This is a genomic window from Luteibacter sp. PvP120, from assembly GCF_054055715.1.
Genome location: NZ_JBSRXP010000005.1, coordinates 116,361 through 138,253, shown reverse-complemented (window position 1 = coordinate 138,253; position 21,893 = coordinate 116,361). Strand labels below are relative to the sequence as shown.

The 21,893-nt window shown below is 67.3% G+C and carries 18 protein-coding genes; 6 read left to right on the top strand and 12 right to left on the bottom strand.

Annotation, left to right across the window (positions count from 1 at the left end; all coding sequences use genetic code 11):
* Positions 1–9: 9 nt before the first annotated feature.
* From ACVKN3_RS11870 to pilG, 11 genes are all read right to left on the bottom strand, one after another.
* Positions 10–720, bottom strand: coding sequence for an ABC transporter ATP-binding protein (locus ACVKN3_RS11870; RefSeq protein ID WP_354515487.1), 711 nt, complete (start codon positions 718–720; stop codon positions 10–12).
* Positions 721–754: 34 nt separating this feature from the next.
* On the bottom strand, positions 755–2,026 hold the full coding sequence (locus tag ACVKN3_RS11865) for an efflux RND transporter periplasmic adaptor subunit (RefSeq protein WP_354515488.1): 1,272 nt from the start codon (positions 2,024–2,026) through the stop codon (positions 755–757).
* Between the two features lie 277 nt (positions 2,027–2,303).
* Entirely contained in the window at positions 2,304–2,867 is a 564-nt protein-coding gene (locus ACVKN3_RS11860; RefSeq protein WP_285404023.1) for a hypothetical protein, read from the bottom strand.
* A 247-nt stretch (positions 2,868–3,114) separates the two neighbouring features.
* Positions 3,115–3,252, bottom strand: a complete 138-nt coding sequence (gene hemP, locus ACVKN3_RS11855; RefSeq protein WP_354515522.1) for a hemin uptake protein HemP — start codon at positions 3,250–3,252, stop codon at positions 3,115–3,117.
* A gap of 138 nt (positions 3,253–3,390) precedes the next feature.
* Positions 3,391–3,882: a chemotaxis protein CheW gene (locus ACVKN3_RS11850; RefSeq protein WP_354515490.1), complete on the bottom strand. Its 492-nt coding sequence runs from the start codon at positions 3,880–3,882 to the stop codon at positions 3,391–3,393.
* Positions 3,879–5,588, bottom strand: coding sequence for a chemotaxis protein CheB (locus ACVKN3_RS11845; protein ID WP_354515492.1), 1,710 nt, complete (start codon positions 5,586–5,588; stop codon positions 3,879–3,881). Before ACVKN3_RS11845 ends, ACVKN3_RS11850 begins: the two co-directional genes overlap by 4 nt.
* Positions 5,581–11,760, bottom strand: coding sequence for an Hpt domain-containing protein (locus ACVKN3_RS11840; RefSeq protein WP_354515493.1), 6,180 nt, complete (start codon positions 11,758–11,760; stop codon positions 5,581–5,583). Before ACVKN3_RS11840 ends, ACVKN3_RS11845 begins: the two co-directional genes overlap by 8 nt.
* Positions 11,761–11,764: 4 nt before the next feature.
* Positions 11,765–13,798 carry a methyl-accepting chemotaxis protein gene (locus tag ACVKN3_RS11835; protein ID WP_036136907.1) on the bottom strand — a complete coding sequence of 678 codons (2,034 nt, stop codon included), beginning with the start codon at positions 13,796–13,798 and terminating at the stop codon, positions 11,765–11,767.
* 172 nt (positions 13,799–13,970) lie between these two features.
* A complete protein-coding gene (locus ACVKN3_RS11830; RefSeq protein ID WP_354515495.1) occupies positions 13,971–14,516 on the bottom strand; it encodes a chemotaxis protein CheW in 546 nt (181 codons plus the stop codon).
* 7 nt (positions 14,517–14,523) lie between these two features.
* Positions 14,524–14,898, bottom strand: a complete 375-nt coding sequence (locus ACVKN3_RS11825) for a response regulator (RefSeq protein WP_036136911.1) — start codon at positions 14,896–14,898, stop codon at positions 14,524–14,526.
* A 36-nt stretch (positions 14,899–14,934) separates the two neighbouring features.
* Positions 14,935–15,291 carry a twitching motility response regulator PilG gene (pilG, locus tag ACVKN3_RS11820; RefSeq protein WP_081916779.1) on the bottom strand — a complete coding sequence of 119 codons (357 nt, stop codon included), beginning with the start codon at positions 15,289–15,291 and terminating at the stop codon, positions 14,935–14,937.
* A gap of 300 nt (positions 15,292–15,591) precedes the next feature.
* Between pilG and gshB the strand changes: the two genes are divergently transcribed.
* Positions 15,592–16,536 carry a glutathione synthase gene (gshB, locus tag ACVKN3_RS11815; RefSeq protein WP_354515498.1) on the top strand — a complete coding sequence of 315 codons (945 nt, stop codon included), beginning with the start codon at positions 15,592–15,594 and terminating at the stop codon, positions 16,534–16,536.
* Complete coding sequence (locus ACVKN3_RS11810) at positions 16,533–17,393, top strand: energy transducer TonB (RefSeq protein ID WP_354515499.1); 861 nt, start codon at positions 16,533–16,535, stop codon at positions 17,391–17,393. Before gshB ends, ACVKN3_RS11810 begins: the two co-directional genes overlap by 4 nt.
* 184 nt (positions 17,394–17,577) lie before the next feature.
* On the opposite strand, the gene ACVKN3_RS11805 is transcribed toward ACVKN3_RS11810, so the two are convergent.
* Positions 17,578–17,865, bottom strand: coding sequence for a hypothetical protein (locus tag ACVKN3_RS11805; RefSeq protein ID WP_354515501.1), 288 nt, complete (start codon positions 17,863–17,865; stop codon positions 17,578–17,580).
* Between the two features lie 126 nt (positions 17,866–17,991).
* Here ACVKN3_RS11805 and ACVKN3_RS11800 point away from each other — a divergent pair, with 126 nt between their 5' ends.
* The 4 genes from ACVKN3_RS11800 to ACVKN3_RS11785 all read left to right on the top strand — a co-directional run bounded on the left by ACVKN3_RS11800 (position 17,992) and on the right by ACVKN3_RS11785 (position 21,781).
* Entirely contained in the window at positions 17,992–18,558 is a 567-nt protein-coding gene (locus ACVKN3_RS11800; RefSeq protein WP_285404032.1) for a YqgE/AlgH family protein, read from the top strand.
* A gap of 13 nt (positions 18,559–18,571) precedes the next feature.
* The gene (ruvX, locus tag ACVKN3_RS11795) at positions 18,572–18,991 is read left to right on the top strand and encodes a Holliday junction resolvase RuvX (RefSeq protein WP_285404033.1); all 420 of its coding nucleotides are present in this window, start codon (positions 18,572–18,574) and stop codon (positions 18,989–18,991) included.
* A 45-nt stretch (positions 18,992–19,036) separates the two neighbouring features.
* On the top strand, positions 19,037–19,963 hold the full coding sequence (locus ACVKN3_RS11790) for an aspartate carbamoyltransferase catalytic subunit (protein ID WP_036136919.1): 927 nt from the start codon (positions 19,037–19,039) through the stop codon (positions 19,961–19,963).
* Between the two features lie 69 nt (positions 19,964–20,032).
* Positions 20,033–21,781: a hypothetical protein gene (locus tag ACVKN3_RS11785; RefSeq protein ID WP_354515505.1), complete on the top strand. Its 1,749-nt coding sequence runs from the start codon at positions 20,033–20,035 to the stop codon at positions 21,779–21,781.
* The last annotated feature ends 112 nt before the right edge of the window (positions 21,782–21,893 follow it).

Below are 21,893 nucleotides of genomic sequence, written 5' to 3'. Positions count from 1 at the left end.
GTGGAGCGGTCAGGATTGGACGACGTGTGAATGGGCCTGGAAACGCGGCTCTTCCGCCAGATCAACCACCTGCCCGTCGATCACATGAACGTTGCGCTGGGCCCGCGCGGCCAGCTCCGGATCGTGGGTAACCATGACGATCGTCGCGCCTTCACGATGGAGTTCCTCCAGCAGTTCCATCACGCCGCGCGCCATCTGCGTGTCGAGGTTGCCGGTCGGCTCATCCGCCAGAAGCAGTCGTGGCGAACCGGCCAGCGCGCGCGCGATAGCGACGCGCTGCTGCTGACCACCGGAGAGTTCCGCCGGGTAGTGCTTGGCACGTGAGGCCAGGCCGACCCGTTCCAGGGCATCCATGATCCGCTGCTTGCGCTCGGCGGCCTTCATCCCGCGATAACGCAGCGGCACTTCCACGTTGTCGAACACGTTCAGGTCGGGAATCAGGTTGAAGGCCTGAAAGATGAAACCGATCTTCTCGTTACGGATACGCGATCGCGCATTGTCGTCCAGTTTGCTCACTTCCACGCCATCGAGGTGGTACTCACCACCGGTGAAGGTTTCGAGCAGGCCGGCAATGGTGAGGAAAGTGGTCTTGCCCGAGCCGGACGGCCCCGTGACGGCGACGAACTCGCCCTGCTTTACGTCGATGTTGAAGTCGCGCAGCGCATAGGTTTCGACGACTTCCGTGCGGTAGACCTTGGCCAGATGATTCATCTTGAGCATGACGTGTCCCTCGTTTCGGTAAGTGGGTGCCGGATCAGCGGCTGATTGCGATGTGCTTGGCGGCACCGAAGGCATCCGCACCGGAGATGACGATCTTGTCACCTTCCTTCAGTCCGTCCAGAATTTCGACCTTGTCGATGCTGCTGGCCCCGACGCGGATGTCGCGGCGATCGGCCATGCCGTCGTTGACGACGTAGGCGTAGTGGCCGGCACTCTCGTCGACGAAGGAGCCACGCTCGACGGTGAGTACGTTGTCGCGCTTGTCCAGAAGGATACGCACGGACATGCGCTGGCTCTGGCGCAGCTGCTTGGGCGTATCGCCGTCGAAGCGCAGGCGTGCGGCCACTTCGCCGTTGACCACCTCCGGCGAGATGGCGCTGACCTTGCCGTTCCATACCTTGCCGTTGCCGGTGATCTCGCCCGGCATGCCGATGGCCAGGTCGCGTGCGAAGCTTTCCGGCACCTTCATCTCCACTTCCAGCGCGGACAGGTCGATTACGCTCACCAGCTGGGCGTCCTTGGCCACCGTGGCGCGCTCGGCGATGAACAACTGGCCCACCTGGCCGTCGACCGGGGACTTCACGTTAAGGTCGTCCACCTGGCGTTCCAGGTCCTTGACCATCAGCAGTTGCCGATCGTGCGCCAGCCCTTTGGACTGCACATCGAAGGTCAGGCTGTCGTTATCCATGGCGAGATCGGACTGCGCGTGTCTGGTGGTGACCGCCGCCTTGTCCAGGGTCGATTTGGCCTTATCGACGTCGGCCACGGGCACGGCGCCCTTGTCGAAGGCGGTCTGGTAGCGTTTAAGGTCGCGGTCGGCGGCGGTCTGGTCGATGGTCGCGTTGTCGAAAGCCTTCTGCAGTTCGGATCGCTTCTTCTTCGCGTCGATCTGCGCGCGCAGGAATTCCACCTGCATCGCGTCGGCGGCCGACTTTTCCTGCGCCAGCTTGCTGGTCAGTTCCGGACTGGTAATGACGGCCAGCACCTGGCCCTTCGTCACCACGTCGCCCGCGTGCACTTTCAACACCACCGCGCCTGCGGAGGCGGCGTAGAGGGTGGGGCTGACGGCCGCGACCACCTTGCCCTCGGCGGCGATATCGCGCACGAAGGGACCGCGCGACACCGTGCCAAAGGACAGGCGCGAGGCGCTGATCGACGAATCGGCCGAAAACAACGAGGCCACCTTCGGTGCGGCCAGCACAAGCATGGCCAGCAAAGCAGCGCCCCCGCCGATAAGCAGCAGCTTGCGGCGGTGGTTGGGGCGTACTTCGACGAGGCGGTCCGTGGCGGACGTGTCGCGAATCATGGCGATCTCCCTGGCTGATTTCACCGTGTAGCTCAGCAAGGGCCATGCCAGGGCGCCGACGTTAGTCCGATCAAGTACTTGGGTCGCCATGTAGCCACCGAAAGCGTGTCCGCGGACAGTGCCGGACACAGGCAGCGCTGTCCGCGCATGACGTGGTGGCGCCTACGACGACCAAGCGCGTGCCGCGACTCGCGCCGAGTGTTTTTCGGCCAAGTGCAACGTAGATGGCTTAACCCGCCAGGTTCGTCGGCGCCGATGCAACGGCGCCAACGCGGCGTCAGCCTGCGATGCCCACCGATTCCGACAGCGCGATATCGCGTGCCACGCCATGACCGAGGGTGGAGATGCGCGCGTCACGTGCACCAAGCACCGTGAAGCCGGCCATGCGGCGACGGGTGAAGGTGAGCACGCGGGCACGCGAGGCGCGGAGCCACTCCCTATCCGGCGCGCGACGCAACGGTGCATCGACCAGTACGGCGTCCGCGAACAGACCATCCCAGGCGAGATAGTCGGTATCCGGTAGCAGGTAAATGCGGGCGACGGTGTCGCCCTCCCCGCTCACACAGTCGATCCACTCACGCGGACCTTCCGCCGTGACGGCACAGGTCAGCCCCACGCAACGCGTCACCAGCAGCGGCGCGAGGTCGGCCGATTCCACGAGGCAGGTGTCGGCAGCCGGGGTACCAAGCACACATTTCGTCAGCGGCGGCGCGAGATAGAGCACGCCGCCGAGTTGCCCGAATCCCTCGAACAGGGTCCGTGGCGCCAGCGCCAGCCAGCGTGTGGTCGAGGAACTGCGGGCGCGCGTGGGCACGCCAAAGGACGAGAGCCAGCCGAACATGTCGCCTCCGGGAGGTGGGACGAGTAACGGAGGCCTGGCTGGCGCGGTCCGGGGAGGTGCCGCGTGGCTTGGCGTCGGGGAGAAGGGCGTGCGTCTAAGCGATAGTGCGAGGACATGCAGGCTTGGCCTCGACACATGTCGCACATATCGTGCGCCGATACACAGGCTCGGCCTCAACACATGTCGCGCACATCGTGCGCCGATACACAGGCTCGGCCTCAACACATGTCGCGCACATCGTGCGCTCCTACTTTGTCAGGATGAGTTTGTCGTTGCGGGTCAGGCGCAGGTGGTATTCGCTGCCCTGGTGCTCGATGACGAGCTCGCGGGATCCGTCGAGCAGGTTCTTGCTTTCGATACGGCGCGTGGCGACCGTTGTCGTCATGCGCAGGGGAACGACCTTGTCTCGGCCGCCGTTGTCGGTCAGGGGAAGCGTTCTCAGCAACATGGTCCACTCCGCAGTTGAGGGTGCGGAGTTGATGATAATGATTCTCAGTTACGTGTCAACCTCCCTGACGGGTCGTCAGTCCTCGACGGCGTCGTCCGGTGCCTCGTCCGGCATCGCCGCGAGCGTCCGTTCCAGGGCTTCCAGATCGGGAATGATGGCGGTGTCGTCGCGCACCAGTACGCGTGCACGGACACCGAAAGGTAGGTCGTGGCCGTCGTGGGTCGGCAGGAGAAGCTCGGCGTTGAGCGTCGTCAGGCGCGGAAAACCGTGGGTCAGCACGGCGATGTAAGGCAGCTCGGGCGTGTTGCCCAACGCTTTGAGCACCGCCACACGGGCCGCCTGCGGCGGGGCGTCGTCGGGCAGCGCCGCCACATGGTCGAAGCGCACCAGCGGAATGCGCCAGCCACGCCAGGCGATACGACCGATCAACCATGCCGGCGAATCGGGCACCGGCTCCACGCCCGTCAACGTGATCACTTCCGCCACCGCGGCGTTAGGCAGCAGCAGGCGCACACCCGCGCTGGGGATCAGTACGCAGCGGATTTCGCGCGGTAACGGCTCGCTCATGGGAATTCCTCGATCAGTTTCTGCGCCAGCGCGGCCGCGTCGCCTGCGTAGGCGGCAACACGCTCCTCGCGGATGCCGGCCACCGCATGGCCACGTTCGTCGCCGATGGGCACGCTTTCGATCCACACGCGACCGCCGGCGTCGTACACCGCCTGGGCGCCAGCCACGGCGTCGCTGCCGCGACCGTCGAACACGATGGCAAGGGCATCGGCACCGAAACCCTCCGCCACGGTGGCGAGGACATCGTCCAGGGACGGCCCCGCGCTGCGGCTCGCGCTGTCGTCTTCACCTACCACGACGCGACCGTCGCGACGGACCTGTACACGCGTGCCTAGCGGCACCACAAGCCGCTCACCGTGCGCGGTATGCGACTGCTGGCCCGCCACGGCCAGGCCGCCCAGCTGGCTCGCCAGGTGTTGTGTGTCGTCGTGGTGCACGGCCACGAGCAGCACGGCGGGCAGGCGCGTGGGCACCGCCGCAAGGAATGCCGCGACCGACGCCTCGCTGTCGGCACCGCCCGCCAGCACAACCACGCGGCGCACCGCACGCGCGCTGCCTTCGAGGAACATTTCGTGCGAGAACGCACCGTCGGTGCGCGGGGCAATCGCTTCTTCCAACGACACCAGTTCCAGCGACATGCCCGGGATGATGCCATGGCTGCCGTCATCGACGACGTCCTGGGCCAGGTACTCGGCAGCCGTCAACGTCTCGATCCCGAACTCGGATGCATCCGGACGTGCCGGGGTATCGGCCGTGATCGTGTCGTGGTCCACCAGGTCCCACGACGGTGCCGGTGGCGGCGCGTATTCGGTGGCGCGGTGTTCGATGTCCAGCGTGGGCGGGGCGGCCTGCGCTGCGCCCGACAGGTCCGGGGCATCGGCGGCCAGGCTGAACTGGCTGAGGTCGAATGCCCGTTCCGGCACCGCGGTGGGCGTCGGGGCGTCGTCGATGACCTCGAAGCCGGACAGGTCGAGCGATGCCAGTTCGGTCAGTTCGAGTGGCGCCGACGGTACGTCCTCCAGGCCGTCCGTGGTAATCGCCGATGCATCGGTGTCCGCCAGCAGGGCTTCCAGCTCGGCAGCGAGGTCGGCCGGATCGACACCCTCGTCATCCGCGGTGGCCGACAGGGTCGTGGAGAACACCAGCGGGTCGGACACATCGCTCGCGACATCGGGCACCCTATCCAGCGACACGGCCCTCTCGTCGGCACTCGGCACGAACGGCGAAGTGGCATAGCCGTGCGCCCCGGTGATCGCGAGATCGTCGGTCAGCGGCATGTCGATCGCCTCCTCGGCGGGCGCGGCGACGCCGGCGATGGCCGCCAGTCGCGGCGCTAGCGCACGCGCATCGACCGGACGGGCCGGGTCCGACGGCGGGGAACCCACCAGCTTCGCCGCCAGGTGGCGCGCCCAACGAGCCCGCGCCCAGCCTTCGAGATGGCGGCTGACATCGGAATCGTTGAATACGAGGCGCGGGTGACCGCTTTCCACGGTGTCGTAGAGACGGTCCAGGTCGTCGTCACCCGGGTCATCCAGGTCGATCACCACCACGTCCGCCGACGAGCCCACGAGTTCGGCGGGCGCGAAGGCGCGCAAGTCCGATTCGTAGACGATCGTCGCGCCGTGTTCGACCAATGCCTCGCGCAGGTAACCCGACAAGGCCGCATCGTCGAACAACAACGCGACCCTTGGCGCATGGTCAGTCATGGTGCACCCCGAGGACGTCGTTGATCTGCACGATGAGATCGTTTTCCTGGTACGGCTTGCCGATGTAGCGCTCCACACCGATGTCGAACGCGCGCTGGCGGTGCTTGTCGCCGGTGCGCGAGGTAATCATGATGATCGGCACCGCGGCCAGCCGTCCGTCGGCCTTCATCTGCGTCGCCAGCTCGTAGCCGTCCATGCGCGGCATCTCGATATCCAGCAGCATCAGGTCGGGCACGCGTTCGTTGAGTTTTTCCAGTGCGTCCACCCCGTCCTTGGCGGTCATCATCTCGAACCCGTGGCGCTCGAGCACGCGCCCGGTGACCTTGCGCATGGTGATGGAATCGTCCACCACCATCACCAGCGGCTTCACGCGCACCTCGTCCTGCGCGCGCGGCGCCTGTGGCATGGCGGCTTCGGCCTCGAAGGCGCGACGCGCCACGCCGTGGCGAACCAGCGGCGCCAGGTCGAGGATCATCAGCACCGAGCCGTCGCCCATGATGGTCGCACCCAGGATGCCCGGCACCGAACTGACCTGCGGGCCGACCGGCTTGACCACGATCTCGCGCGAGCCCAGCACGGCATCCACGCGGATGGCCGCGCGCAGGTCGCCCGAGCGTGCCAGCAGCAGCGGAATGTCGCCTTCGTCCGGCGTGGCCACGATGTGCGTGCCCAGCAGCTGCGGCAGGTCGTGGATGGCGAACTCTTCGCCGAGGTAATCGAACGACGGCTGCTCGTCCGCCATGCGGTGGGCGAGCTCGTTGGGCTCGACATGCGCCACGCCGTTGACCGAGGTCATCGGGATGGCGAAGCTGGTTTCGCCGATGCGCACGATCAGTGCCTGGGTCACCGCCAGGGTAAACGGCAGGCGCATCACGAAGGTGGTGCCGCTACCCATGTCCGACTCGATCGCCAGCGTGCCGCCGAGCTGCTTGATCTCGTTGGCCACCACATCCATGCCGACGCCACGGCCGGCCACCTGGGTCACCGTCTCGGCGGTGGAAAACCCGGGCACCTGCGTCAGCTGCAGGATCTGGTCGTCGGACACGCGCGCATCCGGGCGCAACAGCCCGCGCTCGATCGCCTTGGCCCGGATGGCCTCGCGATCCATGCCGGCACCGTCGTCAGACAAGCGCACCACCACCTCGGTGGCCTCACGGGCCACCTGGATGCGCACGGTGCCTTCGGGGTTCTTGCCGATGGCCTCGCGCTGCTCGGGTGCCTCGATGCCATGGGCCACCGCATTGCGCAGCATGTGCTCGAAAGGCGCCTTGATCCTGTCGAGCATGTTGCGGTCCATTTCGCCGTTGGCACCCTCCACCACCAGCTGGGCCCGCTTGCCGACATCGTTGGCGGCCTGGCGCAGCGTGCGGCGCAGGTTGGGCACCATGGCGTCGAACGGCAGCATGCGGGTCTGCATGAGGCCCTCCTGCAGTTCCGCATTCACGCGCTGCTGCTGGAGCAGCAGGGTTTCGGACTGCCGGGTCAGTTCGTCCAGGATCGTCTGCAACGACACCAGATCGGATACCGACTCCGCCAGCGCACGCGAGTACTGCTGCAACTGCGAGAAACGATCGAGTTCGAGCGGATCGAAGGTGGCCGAACCGGTGTCCGGATGCTCCTGGTGGTAGCGCGCGATGATCTGCGCCTCGGTTTCGATCTCCAGCATGCGCAGCTGGCTGCGCAGGCGGCTGACCGTCTGCTCGTGCTCGGTCAGCGTCGAACGGAAGCTGGCCGTCTGCTGCTCCAGGCGCGAACGGTAGATCGACACCTCGCCGGCATGGTTCACCAGCGTATCGAGCATGTCGGCGCGAACGCGGATCTGCTCCTGCGAGGCGCGTTGCAGCTCTTCCTCCTCGAACTCGGGCAGCAGCTCCGGAAGATCGCGCTCGAGCACCGGGATGATGTCGGGCTCCGGCACGGGTTCGGGGGCCGGAATGTACTCGGCGGCTTCGCGCTCTTCGCGGTAGGCCTCGGCCGTGAGCGTGTCCGGTGCGATCGGCGCACCGGCCAGGCGCGCGAACGGTTCGATATCGGCATCGCCCAGCCAGATCGGGCGATGCTGCGCAATGCCCTGGATCATGCCGTGCAGGCGATCGAAACCGGTTTCCATCGCTTCGATGGACGCCCGGTCGCTGTCGCGCTGCCCGGAAGCCACCGCGTCGAGCAGCGCTTCCATGGCGTGGGCCATGTCGCCCACGGGCGGCAGGCCCGCCATGCGCGCACTGCCCTTGAGGGTGTGCAGGTCGCGCTGCAACGCCGTCACGTGCTCGGCGACATGCGGCTCGTTGCGCCACGCGGCCAGGGCGCCATCGGCATGGTCGAGGATCTCCCTGCCCTCCTCGATGAACACCTCGAGCAGGTCGGGATCGATGTCCGCATAGGGCGACAGTTCGGGCACCAGCGCCGGGGCCGGATCGTCCACCGGTATATGCACCGGCTCCGCGAGCGGCTCGTGCGACTGATCCTCGATGACGACCGGCACCTCGGGCTCGGTGACGGGAACGGCGGCTTCGACGACCGGAGCGTCGATGTCCTGTTCCTCGCTCGCCGAAAGAGCGGCATCGTAAGCATCCTCGTCCGAGGGTGTCTCGTCGATGGTCTCGTCGTCCGCCACGGCGTCGAGCTCGTCGGAGCGCGCCTCGACAAGACCGTCGTCGACATGCAGGACATCGCCGTCGTGCGACATCGGCTGTGGCAGATCGTGGACTTCGGCAGGCTCGCCACGAGCCGGTGCATCGGCCGTGGCATCGAAACCTTCGGTCAGCGAGCGCCAGGCGGCGGCTTCCTGCTCGTCGTACTTCGTGATCGGTTCGACCACGCCCTCCGGCGTGTCGATCTCGAAACGCTCGATCGACGCAAGCAGTTCGGCCGTGAGGGAGTCGGTGGTGTCTACCGGTTGCAGGGGTTCCAACTCGACAGGCGGCAGCTCGTCGGACGGGGCGTCGGCCGGCTCTGCTTCGCCATCGCGGTGCGAAGCCGCCGCGGCCTCGAGGTCCGCCAGTTCACCCGCAAGCATGGCTTCCAGATCGGCTTCCAGATCCGCCGGTTCGCTCGCGTGTTCGGCGACCTCCTCGACCTCGGCGATCTCGTCGGTCTCGTCGGTCTCGTCGGTCTCGTCGAGCGGCTGCCCATAGTCCGGCTCGTACAGGATATGGGCGACGGTGGCTTCGGGCTGCTCGTCACGCAGTGCGACGATGTGCGCCGCGAGCGCGGTGACATCCGGCACGTGCGGATCGGGCGCGTCGAACTGGTGCATGACGTGATCGACCAGGTCGGCCGTGTCGGTCAGGGCATCCACGCCTTCCACGCTGAGCGGATGGCCGCTGGCACGCACACGTTTGATGAGGCCCTCCAGCGGTGCCAGCACCTGGATCAGCACCGGGATGTCGACCATGCCGATGGCGCCATGCAGCGTGTGCACCGCGCGCAGCAGCGCATCGTCCACCGGCAGCTCGCCGTCGCCGGCACGCGCGAGGTTGCTGCGGATGACGGTGAGGTACTGCGCCACTTCGGTACGCAGGATGTCCAGCAGCACCGCGTCCACCGGCGGCAGCGGTGGCACGACATAGGCGGGCTCGGCAGGTGCCGGCTCGGCCACGTCGGTGGGCGCCTGGCCGTAGGCGGCGAACGCGGCGGTGGGCACGTCGGCGATGGCGTCGCGCGGCACCCGGCGTTTCACCTTGGTGCGTACCGTCTGCACGGCGTTCCTCGCCACGTCCTCGACGAAGGCCATGTCGCCCATGCCGAGGCGATCGGCCGTCTCCATGATCGCAGCGATCGGCGCGCCCGGCGTGCTTTCGCCTTCCAGGGCGGCCTTCAGCTGCGGCAGCGCATCCACCGCGTGGCGGATCAGCGCCTGCACACCCTCGTGCGGCTCGATCGTCTTGTCGAGCACGCGGTTGAGCAGGTTCTCGACCTTCCAGGCGAATTCGCCCAGCAGGCGCGCGCCGACCAGGCGGCCGGAGCCCTTCAGGGTGTGGAACGATCGGCGAATCGGCACCAGCGCCTCGCTGCGCGCCGTATCCGCCAGCCACGCACCCTGCGCTGCGCGTAGGTTGTCGATCTCTTCCTGGGTTTCCTCCAGGAATATCTCGCGGATCTCGTCGTCGATGCCATCGACGGTGATCTGGAAGCCGGCGAACTCCGCATGGCCCGTGCCACCCACTTCCTGCTCGATCTCTTCCTCGATCTCGACCCAGTCGTCGTCGGCGCCCACAGGCACGGGGACGCGTTCGGGTTCGGGCTCCGCAGCGGCAGACGTTTCAGCCGCGGCGGCATGCGCAGCGATCTCCGCCTCGGTGGGCGGCTCGTCGACCAGGTCGAACGATTCCGCGAAGGTCGATACCGTTTCGCCCTCGTCCGCGCTCGTAGCCGGCACGGCGATGTGCTCGATCGCGGCGGTGTCGATGGCCTCCAGGGCGTCCTCGCCCATGGCTTCCGGCTCGTGCGAGGCGTGCACGGGCAACGGCCAGTAGCCGAGCTCGGCAAGGCTCTGCTGGGTCACGTCCAGGATATGTTCCAGCCCGCCGCGATGCTCGCGCGCCGCTTCGAGGTAATACTCCAGCGCCGCCAGCGCATCGGCAAGCCGGTCCATCTGCGCACCGTCGGGCACGCGACGATCGACCAGCAGCTCGCGGTGGATGAACAGGCCGACGCCGTCGGCCAGTTCCGCGGGGCGCAACGCGCCCAGCATGCGCATGGCCCCACCGATCTCCGCCATGAGTTCCGGCGCGCCGGCCAGTTGCTCGTGATCCCACGACGATTCGACGAAGGCGACGATCGCGTCCTTGACCTTCGAGGTGTTGCCGGTGGCCTCGCGCATCAGCGTAGCCAGGATGTGGCGCGCTTCGCTGCGCGGCAGCGGCGACGGCCCGAGCTCGGCTACCGCCTGCTCGTCGCCCTCGGCGCCGAGGCGTTCGATGTGGTCGTCCAGCGACGCCTCGACATAGAGCAGCGCGCCGGCCACGTCGAGCAGGGACTCCTCGTCGGGTTCGCGTACACCCGTGGCGATCTCGCCCAGGATGCGCCGTTGCTCCCCGACCACGCGACGCGGCACGCCCAGCGCCAGCATGCCCAGCGTGTCGCCCACGCGGTCGAGCACGTCGGCCTGCTGTCCGAGCTGGGCGGGGTCGCCGTCCGGACGACGCAGGAAGAGGTCCAGCGATTCCTTTACCCGCAGCAGGTCGTCCTTGATGGCGGCGGACACCGTATCCAGCAGCGCACGGTTGTGCCCCGACATGGAGCCGCGCGCATGCTCGACTTCGGCCTCGCGCGGCAGCAGGCCGTCCAGCCGGTAGGTCTGGCGCAGTTCATCCAGGCGCTCGCTGCCCGGTCGCGCTTGCGCCACGTAGTAAAGAAGCTTGCGTGCAAGGTCGTCGGCATCGCCCCGGAGCAGGGCCTCTTCGCCGCCATCGACCAGCTCGCGGATGGAACGGTCGACACGGCCGATCAGCTGGCGCACGTCCTTTTCGTGGGCGCGCAACACGCCGCGCTCCAGGCCCTCCAGCACGCCGGCGGCGATCCACCACAGCCGACGGCCGGCGAGGGTGTAGCAACGCGCGGCGATGCTGTCCAGCGTCGCGCGCATGCCCAGCAGCTGGCGCTCGTTGCCCTGCCCGCGGAACCAGGCCAGCAGCTGCTGCTGGAAACGCGCGCGCAGGTCAGCCAGCTCGCCACGCGCGGCTTCGGCCGTCGCGGGATCGCCCGCGCCGGGTGCGGTGGTGGGTAGCACGGTGTCGAGGTTGGGCGTGAACAGCGCGGACTCGTGCAGCGACTGCTCGCCGCGGCTGGCGCGCAGGTCGTTCAGCAGCGGCAGCAATACGATGGGCACATCGCGATGACCGCTCTGCAGGCGCTCGAGGTAGTCGGGCATCTGCATCATGCCGCGCATCAGCACGGCATAGGCCTCGTCGCGATGGGCCACGCGGTCGTCGATCAGCGCGGCGACCAGTTGTTCCATCTCGCCGACGACCATCGCCGCGCCGTACAGCTCCACCATGCGCAGCGTGCCGTGCACCTGGTGCAGGTCCGCGGCGCAGGTGTGCATGACATAGGCGTCGCGCGAGTTGTCGACGTAGGACTCGAGGGCCTGGCGTGCCTTGGACAGGGCGTCGTCCAGCTCAGCCTTGACCCAGTGCAGCGTCGTGAAATCGGTATGGTCTTGGAGTCTCACTGCATCAGCCCGGCAGCTTGAAGTTCGCGACGGACAGTCGCAGGTCGTTCGCGAGCTGGGCCAGGTTGCCGATGGATTCGGCCGTCTGGCTGGCGCCCAGCGACGTTTGCGAGGTGATCTCCTGGATGACGTTCATGGTGGCCGAGGTGTCCGTCGCCGCCGCCGACTGCTGGCGTGCCGCAGCAGAGATGTTCTGGATCAGCGCCGAAAGGTCGTTCGACACGCGCTCGATGTCGCCCAGGGCGGTACCCGCGTCCTCGGCCAGTCGCGCACCGGCCACCACCTCGGCGGTGGTCTGCTCCATGGAGCTGACCGCCTCGTTGGTATCGGACTGAATGGTCTGGACCAGGGTCTCGATGCGCTTGGTCGCGCTCGCCGAGCGTTCGGCGAGACGCTGCACTTCGTCCGCGACCACCGCGAAACCGCGTCCCGCCTCACCGGCCGAGGCCGCCTGGATCGCGGCGTTCAAGGCGAGGATGTTGGTCTGTTCGGCGATGTCGTTGATCAGTTCGACGATGGAGCCGATCTCCTGCGAGGATTCACCCAGGCGCTTGATGCGCTTGGAGGTTTCCTGGATCTGGTCACGGATCGAATCCATGCCCTGGATGGTTTCGCGCACCACTTCCGCGCCGCGCGAGGCGATCTGCACCGAGCGCTGGGCCACGTCGGCCGACTCCGCCGAATCCTTCGACACGGTATCCATCGAGGTGGCGATCTGGTTGATCGCCGAGGTGGCCGAGGTGATCTGCTGCGCCTGCTGCTCCGCCGCGTCGGCCAGGTGCATGGCGGTGGCCTGGGTTTCCTGCGCCGCCGCCGACACCCGTACAGCGGTCTCGTTGATGGTGGTGACGAGGTTGCGCATCTCGTCGACCGCGGAGTTCATGGCGTCCGCGATGGCGCCGGTGATGTCTTCGGTGACCGTGGCCTTGATGGTCAGGTCGCCCTCGGCGAGCGTGCCCATCTCGTCCAGCAACCGCATGATGGCGGTCTGGTTACGCTGGTTCAGTTCGGACGTGCTCTCCAGGCGACGCCGCTGGTCGCGCACCAGGTTGTACACCAGCAGCAGGGCGAACAGCACCGCGCCGATCGCGCCGAGCAGGCCCCACCAGACGTTCGGGAACAACCGGTTCAGCGGCAGCCTGGCGATATGGTCGGCGGACTCGTTGGCGCGCAGCAGCACCGTCTGCGAATCCAGCGAGGCCTGGTTGCCTGCGCGCTTGACGTCCTGAAGGTTGGGCGACGCGGCCACCAACTGGTTCACCGGGTCGACCAGGTCGCTCCAGGAGGTCTGCATGCCTTCGAGGATCTTCCGCGCGTTGGCGTCGGTCATTGCACGGACACCGCCTTCGGCGTTGCCGTCGATCAGCCCCTTCAGCACCGCACCATAGAGCTGCGCGTCGCGCGACAGGCCGTCGGCGGCGGACTGGGCGCCGTCGCCACCCTGCAGGATCTCCTGCACGCGGCGAATCATGCGGTCGGCCATCAGCATCCAGCGTGCGATGGTGAAGGTCTGCTCGACCGAGGCGTTCTTCTGCTGGACGATGTTCAGCACTTCGTCGGTGCGCGCATTGAGCAGCGGCATCTGCTTGGCGAAGAGGTCGGCCCGCTCGCCCGAGGACAGCACGAGGTCCTTGTTGGAGAGGATCTTGCCGATATCCGCGTCCAGCTGGTGCCATGCGTTGGCCAGGGCGGCCACCGAGCGGCCGGCCTGCGAGCCGCCGTTGTCCGCATAGGCTGGCATGCCGCTCTTGTCGTCGCCCTTCACCAGGCGCTGCACCGCCGAGTCGATGGTGTTGCGGGTAGCCGACAACTCACGGAACGAGTCGCGGTTGCCGTCGGACGCCTCCAGGGCGTATTTCGCGGTCTGCTGCGAGAGCACCTGTACCTGCGTGGTCAGGGCGATGGCTTCCCGGTCCTCGCCGTTCTTGGTGTTCAACCACCAGAAGTCGACCGACGCCAATCCGATCGCCAGGAGAAGAAACACGATGACGATCGTGTAGCCACGTTCCCGGCCTGCGCCGCCTGCTGTCGTGCTCATATCTACCTCACCCAAACCTGGCAAAGCTAGCCGCCGGCGCCTCGAGGCTGCCGGCAAGACGAAGCGGTCGATACGACCGCCCCTCCGTTCCCCACGCGCGCGCGGTCGAACCGCGTCGCGCCCATCCTGTAGCGGGCCGGCGATGCCGCCGTCCCGTCCCCCGAAAGACGCCTTACAGCGCCGCCTGCCGAAAATCCGGTGCCCGTACCAGCCGGCTCATGCTGAACAGCCCGAAGGACTGCTCGCCCAGCGTGACGTTCTCCGCCACGAAGCGCGCCACGCGCGGATCGCGCTCGTCCTCGGCGGCGCCTCGCTGAGCCTCGTCCATCGTCCGCTGGCCGAACACCTCGTCCACCAGCAGTCCCACCGTGCCGCCGTGCTGGCGGACCAGCAGCAGGCGCGTACGCTCCGACGAGGGCGTGCGCTCGTCGAACAGGAACCGGCCCAGGTCGATCGCGGGTACCAGGTTGCCGCGCACGTTGGCCACGCCCATCAGCCAGGGTTGCGTCCCCGGCACGTGGGTCAGTGCCGGCACGGCCAGCAGTTCGTTGATTTCCTCGATGCCGCTGACGAACGCGCGACGCCCCACCCGGAAAGCGATGCCACGCCACTGGCCGAGCGATTCGACCCGCTCGGGCGCGTCGGCCGTGTGCGCCAGACAGGCACGTTCATAGAGGGCGAGCAGCTCGAAGGGTGAGGTGGCGGCGTTCTCGCTCATGGCGACCTCAGTGTGTCGTGCCGGGGAGCAGGCCGGCGATGGTCGAGAGCAGTTCTTTCTCGTTCACCGGCTTGGTGATGAAGGCCTTCGCACCTTGGCGCAGACCCCATACCCGGTCGGTTTCCATCGACTTGGTAGTGATCATCACCACGGGAACGTCCGCCGTGGTCGGGTCGCGGCTCAGCGTTCGCGTCGCCTGGAAGCCGTTCATGCCGGGCATGATGACGTCCATGATGACCAGGTCGGGCTTGTTCGCGCGGATGCGCTCTATGCCGGCCTCGGCGTTTTCAACGCTGGAAACGGAAAAACCCGCCTTCTCGAGCAGCGTGGTGAACACGCGGACGTCGGTGGGCGAGTCGTCGATGATCAGGATATTTGCCACGCGTCCCCCTGGACGTCGTCGAGCGAGCCGGTTGGGTCAGCTCGCCGTCGCATAACGGTGAATCGCGCCGAGCAGCTCGTCGCGGGTGAAAGGCTTGGTGAGGTACTGGTCGGCGCCCACGATGCGGCCGCGCGCCTTGTCGAACAGACCGTCCTTGGATGAGAGCATGACCACCGGCGTACCCCGGAACTGGGCGTTGTTCTTGATCAGGGCGCAGGTCTGGTAGCCGTCCAGGCGCGGCATCATGATGTCGACGAAAATAATGTTGGGCTTCTGGTCGGAGATCTTCGCCAGCGCCTCGAAGCCGTCGACGGCGGTGAGTACGTCGCAGCCTTCCTTCTTCAACAGCGTTTCCGCCGTGCGCCGGATGGTTTTGGAATCGTCGATGACCATGACCCGCAAACCGGTCAGGTCGGTACCACGTCCGTTTTCGTTCACTGCGCCCCCGTGCCACGCAAAAAAACCGCAAATCCCGGAGCAGGATAGCCCCTCTTCCGGGCGTATTCCGTGCACTGGGTCGTCGTACGGGACCTGGAGCCCCGGCGGCACGCTCTTCTGGCGTTCCTCCCGATCGCTGTTTAATGGTTGGCACGGATTCCGTCAAGATGAATTGTTCTTAAAAGACCGGCGGCCGGTGAAATCCTGCCCGGCGCTCCACTAGACTTGGCACCTTTCCTGCTCGCCGGACACCCCATGTCGCTCACCGTCGCCGTCCTCATGGACCCGATCCGCGCCATCAAGATCGCCAAGGATTCCACGTTCGCCATGCTGCTGGAGGCCTCGCGCCGTGGCCATGACCTTTTTTATATGGAACAGGGCGACCTGGCGCTGCGCGACGGCGAGGCCTGGGCCCGCCTGCGCCCGCTGTCCGTGAAGGACGACCCGGCCGACTGGTTCACCCTCGGTGACGCCGCCTGGCGGCCGCTCGGCGAGATCGATATCGTGCTGGCCCGCAAGGATCCGCCGGTCGATGCCCAGTTCGTCTACGACACCATGGTGCTGGAGCGCGCCCAGCGGGCGGGCACCCGGGTGGTCAACGACCCGCGCAGCCTGCGCGATTGCAACGAGAAACTGTTCGCCCTGGATTTCCCCCAGTGCATCGCGCCCACGCTGGTCTCGCGCGACCGAGGCGACCTGAAGGCCTTCGTGGCCACGCATGGCGAGGCGGTACTCAAGCCGCTGGACGGCATGGGCGGTCGCGGCATCTTCCGCGTGCGCGCGGGCGACAGCAACCTCAATTCCATGCTGGAGACGCTGCTCGGCGAGGGCGGGCACGACTTCGTGATCGCCCAGAAATACATCCCCGAGATCACCGCCGGCGACAAGCGCATCCTGCTGATCGACGGCGAGCCCGTGCCCTATGCACTGGCCCGCATCCCCCAGGGCGACGAATTCCGCGGCAACCTGGCTGCCGGCGGCCGGGGCGAGGGCGTGCCGCTCTCCGAGCGCGACCGCTGGATCGCCGCCCAGGTAGCCCCCGAACTGCGTCGCCGTGGCCTGCGCTTCGTCGGCCTGGACGTCATCGGCTCGTACCTGACCGAGATCAACGTCACCTCGCCTACCTGTATCCGCGAACTGGACGCCCAGTTCGGGCTCAACATCGCCGGGCTGATGTTCGACGCCATCGAGGCCCGATGACGACCCGCACCACCGGCACCGACCTGATCGGGGCCACCCTGCTGTTTTCCCTGCTGCTGCATGGGGTGGTCATCCTCGGCGTCACCTTCGACGCGGAGAAGCCGAAGCCCAGCGTGGCCACGCTGGATGTCACCCTCGTGGACGTGGCCAACCAGGAACCGCCGGACAAGGCCGACTTCCTGGCCCAGGCCAACAACGCGGGTGGCGGCGACAAGGACAAGGCGGCCCGGCCCTCCGAGCCCGTCTCCGGCCCGTTGCCGACGCCGAACCGCGGCGTCACCCCCGAGCCGAAGGATGCCCAGGCACCGGCGCCGCAGGATCGTACGCCTGCACCGCTGTTGACCACCTCCGGCGAAACGGCCTTCGCCGTCGACACGAGCCGGCAGCAGAGCGAACACGCGCCCAGCCCCCTGCCGGTGTCCGACGAGGACGTGCAGCGCAAGCTGGAAATGGCCCGGCTGTCCGCCGAGGTCCGCGAGCAGTCGCAGGCCTATGCCAAGCGGCCCAAGAAGAAATTCATTTCCTCCAACACGCGCGAGTACGTCTACGCCGCCTATATGAAAGGCTGGGTCGGCCGCGTGGAGCGCGTGGGCAACCTCAACTACCCCGACGAGGCCCGCCGCCGAGGGCTGTACGGCGAGCTGGTGCTCACCGTGGGCCTCAACCGCGACGGCTCGATCAAGAGCATGGACGTGATCAAGAGCTCAGGGCACACGCTGCTGGACGATGCCGCCATGCGCATCGTCCGCCTCGCGGCCCCCTTCCCCGCCCTGCCCGCGGACAAGACGAAGGTGGACGAGCTCTACATCACCCGCACCTGGCAGTTCCTTCCGGGCAACGTGCTGAGGAATTACTAGCCCCGGCAGCAGCACGACCAAGCATGCATGTAGGAGCGCGCGATGCGCGCGACATCTTCTCGCGACAATCCCCCGACATTGCGCGCCAGGCCCGACACACGGCCTCAAAACATGTCGCGCGCATCGCGCGCTCCTACATCCTGGCCCGGACGTCCCGACTACCTTTCGCGCGCATCACGCGCTCCTACGGCAGCAGCTGGTCGGCTTCGCTGACGTAGGCCTTGCCGGCTTTTCGGTCCCATACGCACAGCTCGCGACCGGGGCGGTTGTTCATGTGTTTCTGCGGGTAGCGACCGGCCAGCACCAGCGCCGTCACGGTCACGCGGTCGTCGTAGGCGATCGGCCCACCGACCGGTCTTGCATCCTTCAGGCCGCTGGCCGCGATGCACGCCTGCGTCAGCTGTCGGTCATGATCCTTCCACGCAGACGGCGTCGATGCCTGCGCGATGGCGACCAGGAGCATACCGGACACGAACGTAAAACCTTTGGCAAACATGATGTTCCTCAGGAAACGACCTACACGGGGCAGGCCTGCACCGTAGCTTTTTTGCGCTTAACGCAGGCGCACTCGCCCGGCCGTAGCGGCTACAATGCGGCCATGACGATCGCCACTACATTCGCGGGTCAATTCCTCATCGCGATGCCCTCCCTCGCCGAGCCGCCGTTCGCGCGCGGCGTCGCCTTCCTGTGCCAGCACGGGGAAGACGGCGCGGTCGGCCTGCTGATCAACCAGATGTCCGAGTACCGCCTGGGCGACGTCCTCGCCCAGATGAAGCTGGAATGCGACGACCCGGAGATCGCCGACTACCCGGTACTCATCGGTGGCCCCGTCCAGCAGGAGCGCGGCTTCGTCCTGCATCGCGAGCCGGGACACTGGGATTCCAGCTACCGCGTGAACGACGACTGGTCGGTCACCACCTCGCGCGACATTCTCGTGGCCATAGCCAAGGGCGAAGGTCCCCGCCGCGCCCTCGTCACGCTGGGTTATGCGGGCTGGGAAGCCGGCCAGCTAGAGCAGGAAGTGATGGACAACGCATGGCTGACCACGCGGGCCGACGAGCGCATCGTCTTCGACACGCCCCTGGACGAACGCTGGGTCGCCGCCGCCCGCCAGCTGGGCATGCAGGATCCCTCCCAGTTGACCGGCTACGCCGGCCACGCGTGAGCCCCCTCCTTTCATGAGCTGTCTGTTCGGTTTCGATGTCGGTACGAAGATCGTCGGCGTCGCCGTCGGCAACCGCCTCACCGGCACGGCCCGCGGCATCGCGGCGCTGCCGGTGCGCGACGGCGAACCCGACTGGCAGGCGCTGGACACCCTTCGCCGCGAATGGCTGCCGGAGGCCCTCATCGTCGGCCTGCCACTGGACAACGACGGCAAGGAGCAACCGATGACGCGCAAGGCGCGCCGCTTCGCCGAGCGCATCGGCCAGCGCTACGACCTGCCGGTCGCCTTCGCCGACGAACGCATGAGTTCGCAGGAGGCCGCACGTCGCTTCGCCGCCGGGCGGGCCGCGGGCACGCGCAAGCGCTCGGATGTCCGCTCGATCGACGCCGAGGCCGCCGCGGTCATCCTCGAGTCGTATCTGCTCCTGCCATGAGCCACGTCACACACCCCCGCCTTCTTCCATCGCCTTGAGGCCGTCATGTCACAACGCCTGCGCCACCTGACCACCCTCGAGAACCTGCCACGCGAGACGATCGAGCGCCTGCTCGACCGGGCCAACAGCATGCGCGAAGCCACGGCGCACGGTACGCGCCACCTCGGGCTGCTCGATGGCCGCACGGTGCTGAACCTGTTCTTCGAGCCTTCCACGCGCACGCGCACCTCGTTCGAGCTGGCGGCCCGTCGGCTGGGCGCCGACGTCGTCAACTTCGACATCGGCCTCTCCTCGACCACCAAGGGCGAGGAACTGTTCGACACGCTGCACACGCTGGAAGCGATGCACCTGGACACCATCATCGTTCGGCACAAGGTGTCCGGCACCCCTGATGAGCTGGTGCGCCACGCCATGAGCGGCGTGGCGGTGGTCAACGCCGGCGACGGCAACCGCGCGCATCCCACCCAGGGCCTGCTGGATGCGCTCACCATCCGTAACCACCATCCGGATTTCCGCAAGCTGCGCCTGGTCATCTGCGGCGACGTGCGCCATTCCCGCGTCGCGCGCTCGGACATACACGCCTTTGCCGCGCTGGGCGCGAAGGACATCCGCATCGTCGGGCCGTCCTCGCTCATGCCGCCCGAAGGCGAATTGTCCGGCGTCAGCTATGTCGAGGATTTCGACGAGGCGATCGAAGGCGCCCACGCCGTGATCATGCTGCGCCTGCAGAAGGAGCGCATGGCCGCCACCGACCTTCCTGACGAGGCCGCCTATTTCGAGCGGTTCGGCCTCGACACCCGGCGCCTCGCACGCGCCGCCAAGGGCTGCCTGGTGATGCACCCCGGCCCGATCAACCGGGGTATCGAGATCGCTCCGGACGTCGCCGACGGCGCCCAGTCGCGCATCCTCGAGCAGGTCGGCAACGGCGTGTTCGTGCGCATGGCCGTACTGGCCGAGGTCATGGGGCGCTGAAGACGCCCCTTCGCGCGGACGCATTCCGGCATAATGGTCCCACCTAGGGATCAAACAACGGGATACAAAATGCGACCGACGAAGCGACTTCTCGCGCTCGGCGTCGCCAGCGTGCTGCTGGCGGCCTGCGGCCACAAGGATAAGGATGCCCCGCTGGCCTTCGTGCCGGCCGATACGCCGTACGTGGTGGCCAGCCTCGACAAGCTCGACGACGACGCCTACGAGGCCATGCTGGCCCAGGCCAACAGCGAGCTGCCCGGCCAGGTCGCACAGATGAAGGCCTTTGCGCAGGACCTCGACACCAAGGGCAACGCCGATGGCGCCCGCCTGGTCCGTGCCCTCGCCGCGGAATTCGACGGCAAGACCGCCGAGGCCGCCCTGAAGAACATGGGCCTGGACGCCAAGAGCGGCACCGCGTTCTACGGCCTGGGCCTGGCCCCGGTCGTGCGCGTGACGCTGGCCGACAACGCCGCGTGGGATGCCTTCGTGGGCCGCCTCGAAACGGCCTACGGCAAGAAGCTGGAGACCGCCGACGCGGGCGGCCAGTCGTATCGCCATGTCGCCCTGTCCGATTCCGGCGTACAGCTGGTCATCGCCACCGTGGGCAAGCAGGCCGTGGTCTCGCTGCTGCCGGTCGACGCCGCCCAGCCGCTGGTCCGCCAGGCGCTCGGCGCCGACCGCCCGGAAAAGAGCATCCAGGAAGACGGACGCCTGGCCGATCTGGCCAAGGCCAAGGGTTACAAGGATTACGCCGTCGGCCAGGTCGACCTGACCCGCCTGCTGCCGCTGATCGCCACCGGTAAGGATCCGCTCTTCGCGACCTTCCTCAAGCACCAGTCGGCCAAGTCCGGCGAGCCGGTGCCGGCCCTGCCACCCAGCTGCCAGACGGAAGCCACGCGTATCGCCGCGCGGGTGCCATCCGTCAGCTTCGGCTACACCAAGCTCGACCTGCACCACCAGGACCAGCGTGTCGACATCGCCCTGGCCGACGACATCACCAAGGCGTTCTCCGGCCTCAAGGTCGAAGTCCCGGGCCTGGGCAGCGACGCGAAGGGTCCGTTCGACATCAGCCTCGCACTGCCGGTCGAACAGCTGCGCACGTTCTTCACCGCCCAGGCGGAAGCCGTGGCAGCCAAGCCGTTCGAGTGCCCGGCCTTCGCCAGCATGAACGACAGCTTCGCCAAGATGGGCTCGACCATGCAGCAGGCGGCCATTCCGCCCATCGGCGACCTCCGCGGCCTGCGTCTGGTCATCGATTCGTTCAAGCCCGCGGCCAGCGCGCAGCAGATGCCGCAGATCACCGGTCGCGTGGTGATCGCCACGCGCAACCCGGCGGGCCTGCTCGCCATGGGTCAGGCGATGCTGGGCGGCGACTTCAAGCTGGCCGGCGACGGCAAGCCGGTCGCCCTGCCGCCGAACATCAGCGGCATGCTGGGCATGCCCGGCTGGGCAGCGATGAACGGCCAGGCGATCGCCGTCGGCGTGGGCGCCGGTGAAGACGCCCAGCTGGACGACGTGCTCATGGGCAGCACCGGCGACGCCGGTCGCGTGTCTCGCCTGCACCTCAATGGCGACATGTATCGCTCCTGGGTCGACGTGATGGCGGACAAGGCCAAGTCCTACGCCAGCGCGATGACCGAAGCCGCGGGTGCCGACGGCGCGCCGGACGACCAGGCCACCACGGCCGCTACGGCGCAGCGTTCCAATGCGCAGTTCGACGCGATGAAGGCCCAGGCCGCCCGCGTCGTGCAGGTGTCCGGCGAGTCGCACGTCGACGAGAAGGGCCTCGTGATCTCGGGATCGGTGGAATACAAATAAGCCGATCCATACGCGTCACGTGGTTGAAACAGGAAAGGCGGCCCTCGGGTCGCCTTTCTTTTTGCGCGCTGCACGAACCCGGCAGCTACCCGTGCAAGAAACTGAACGGCTG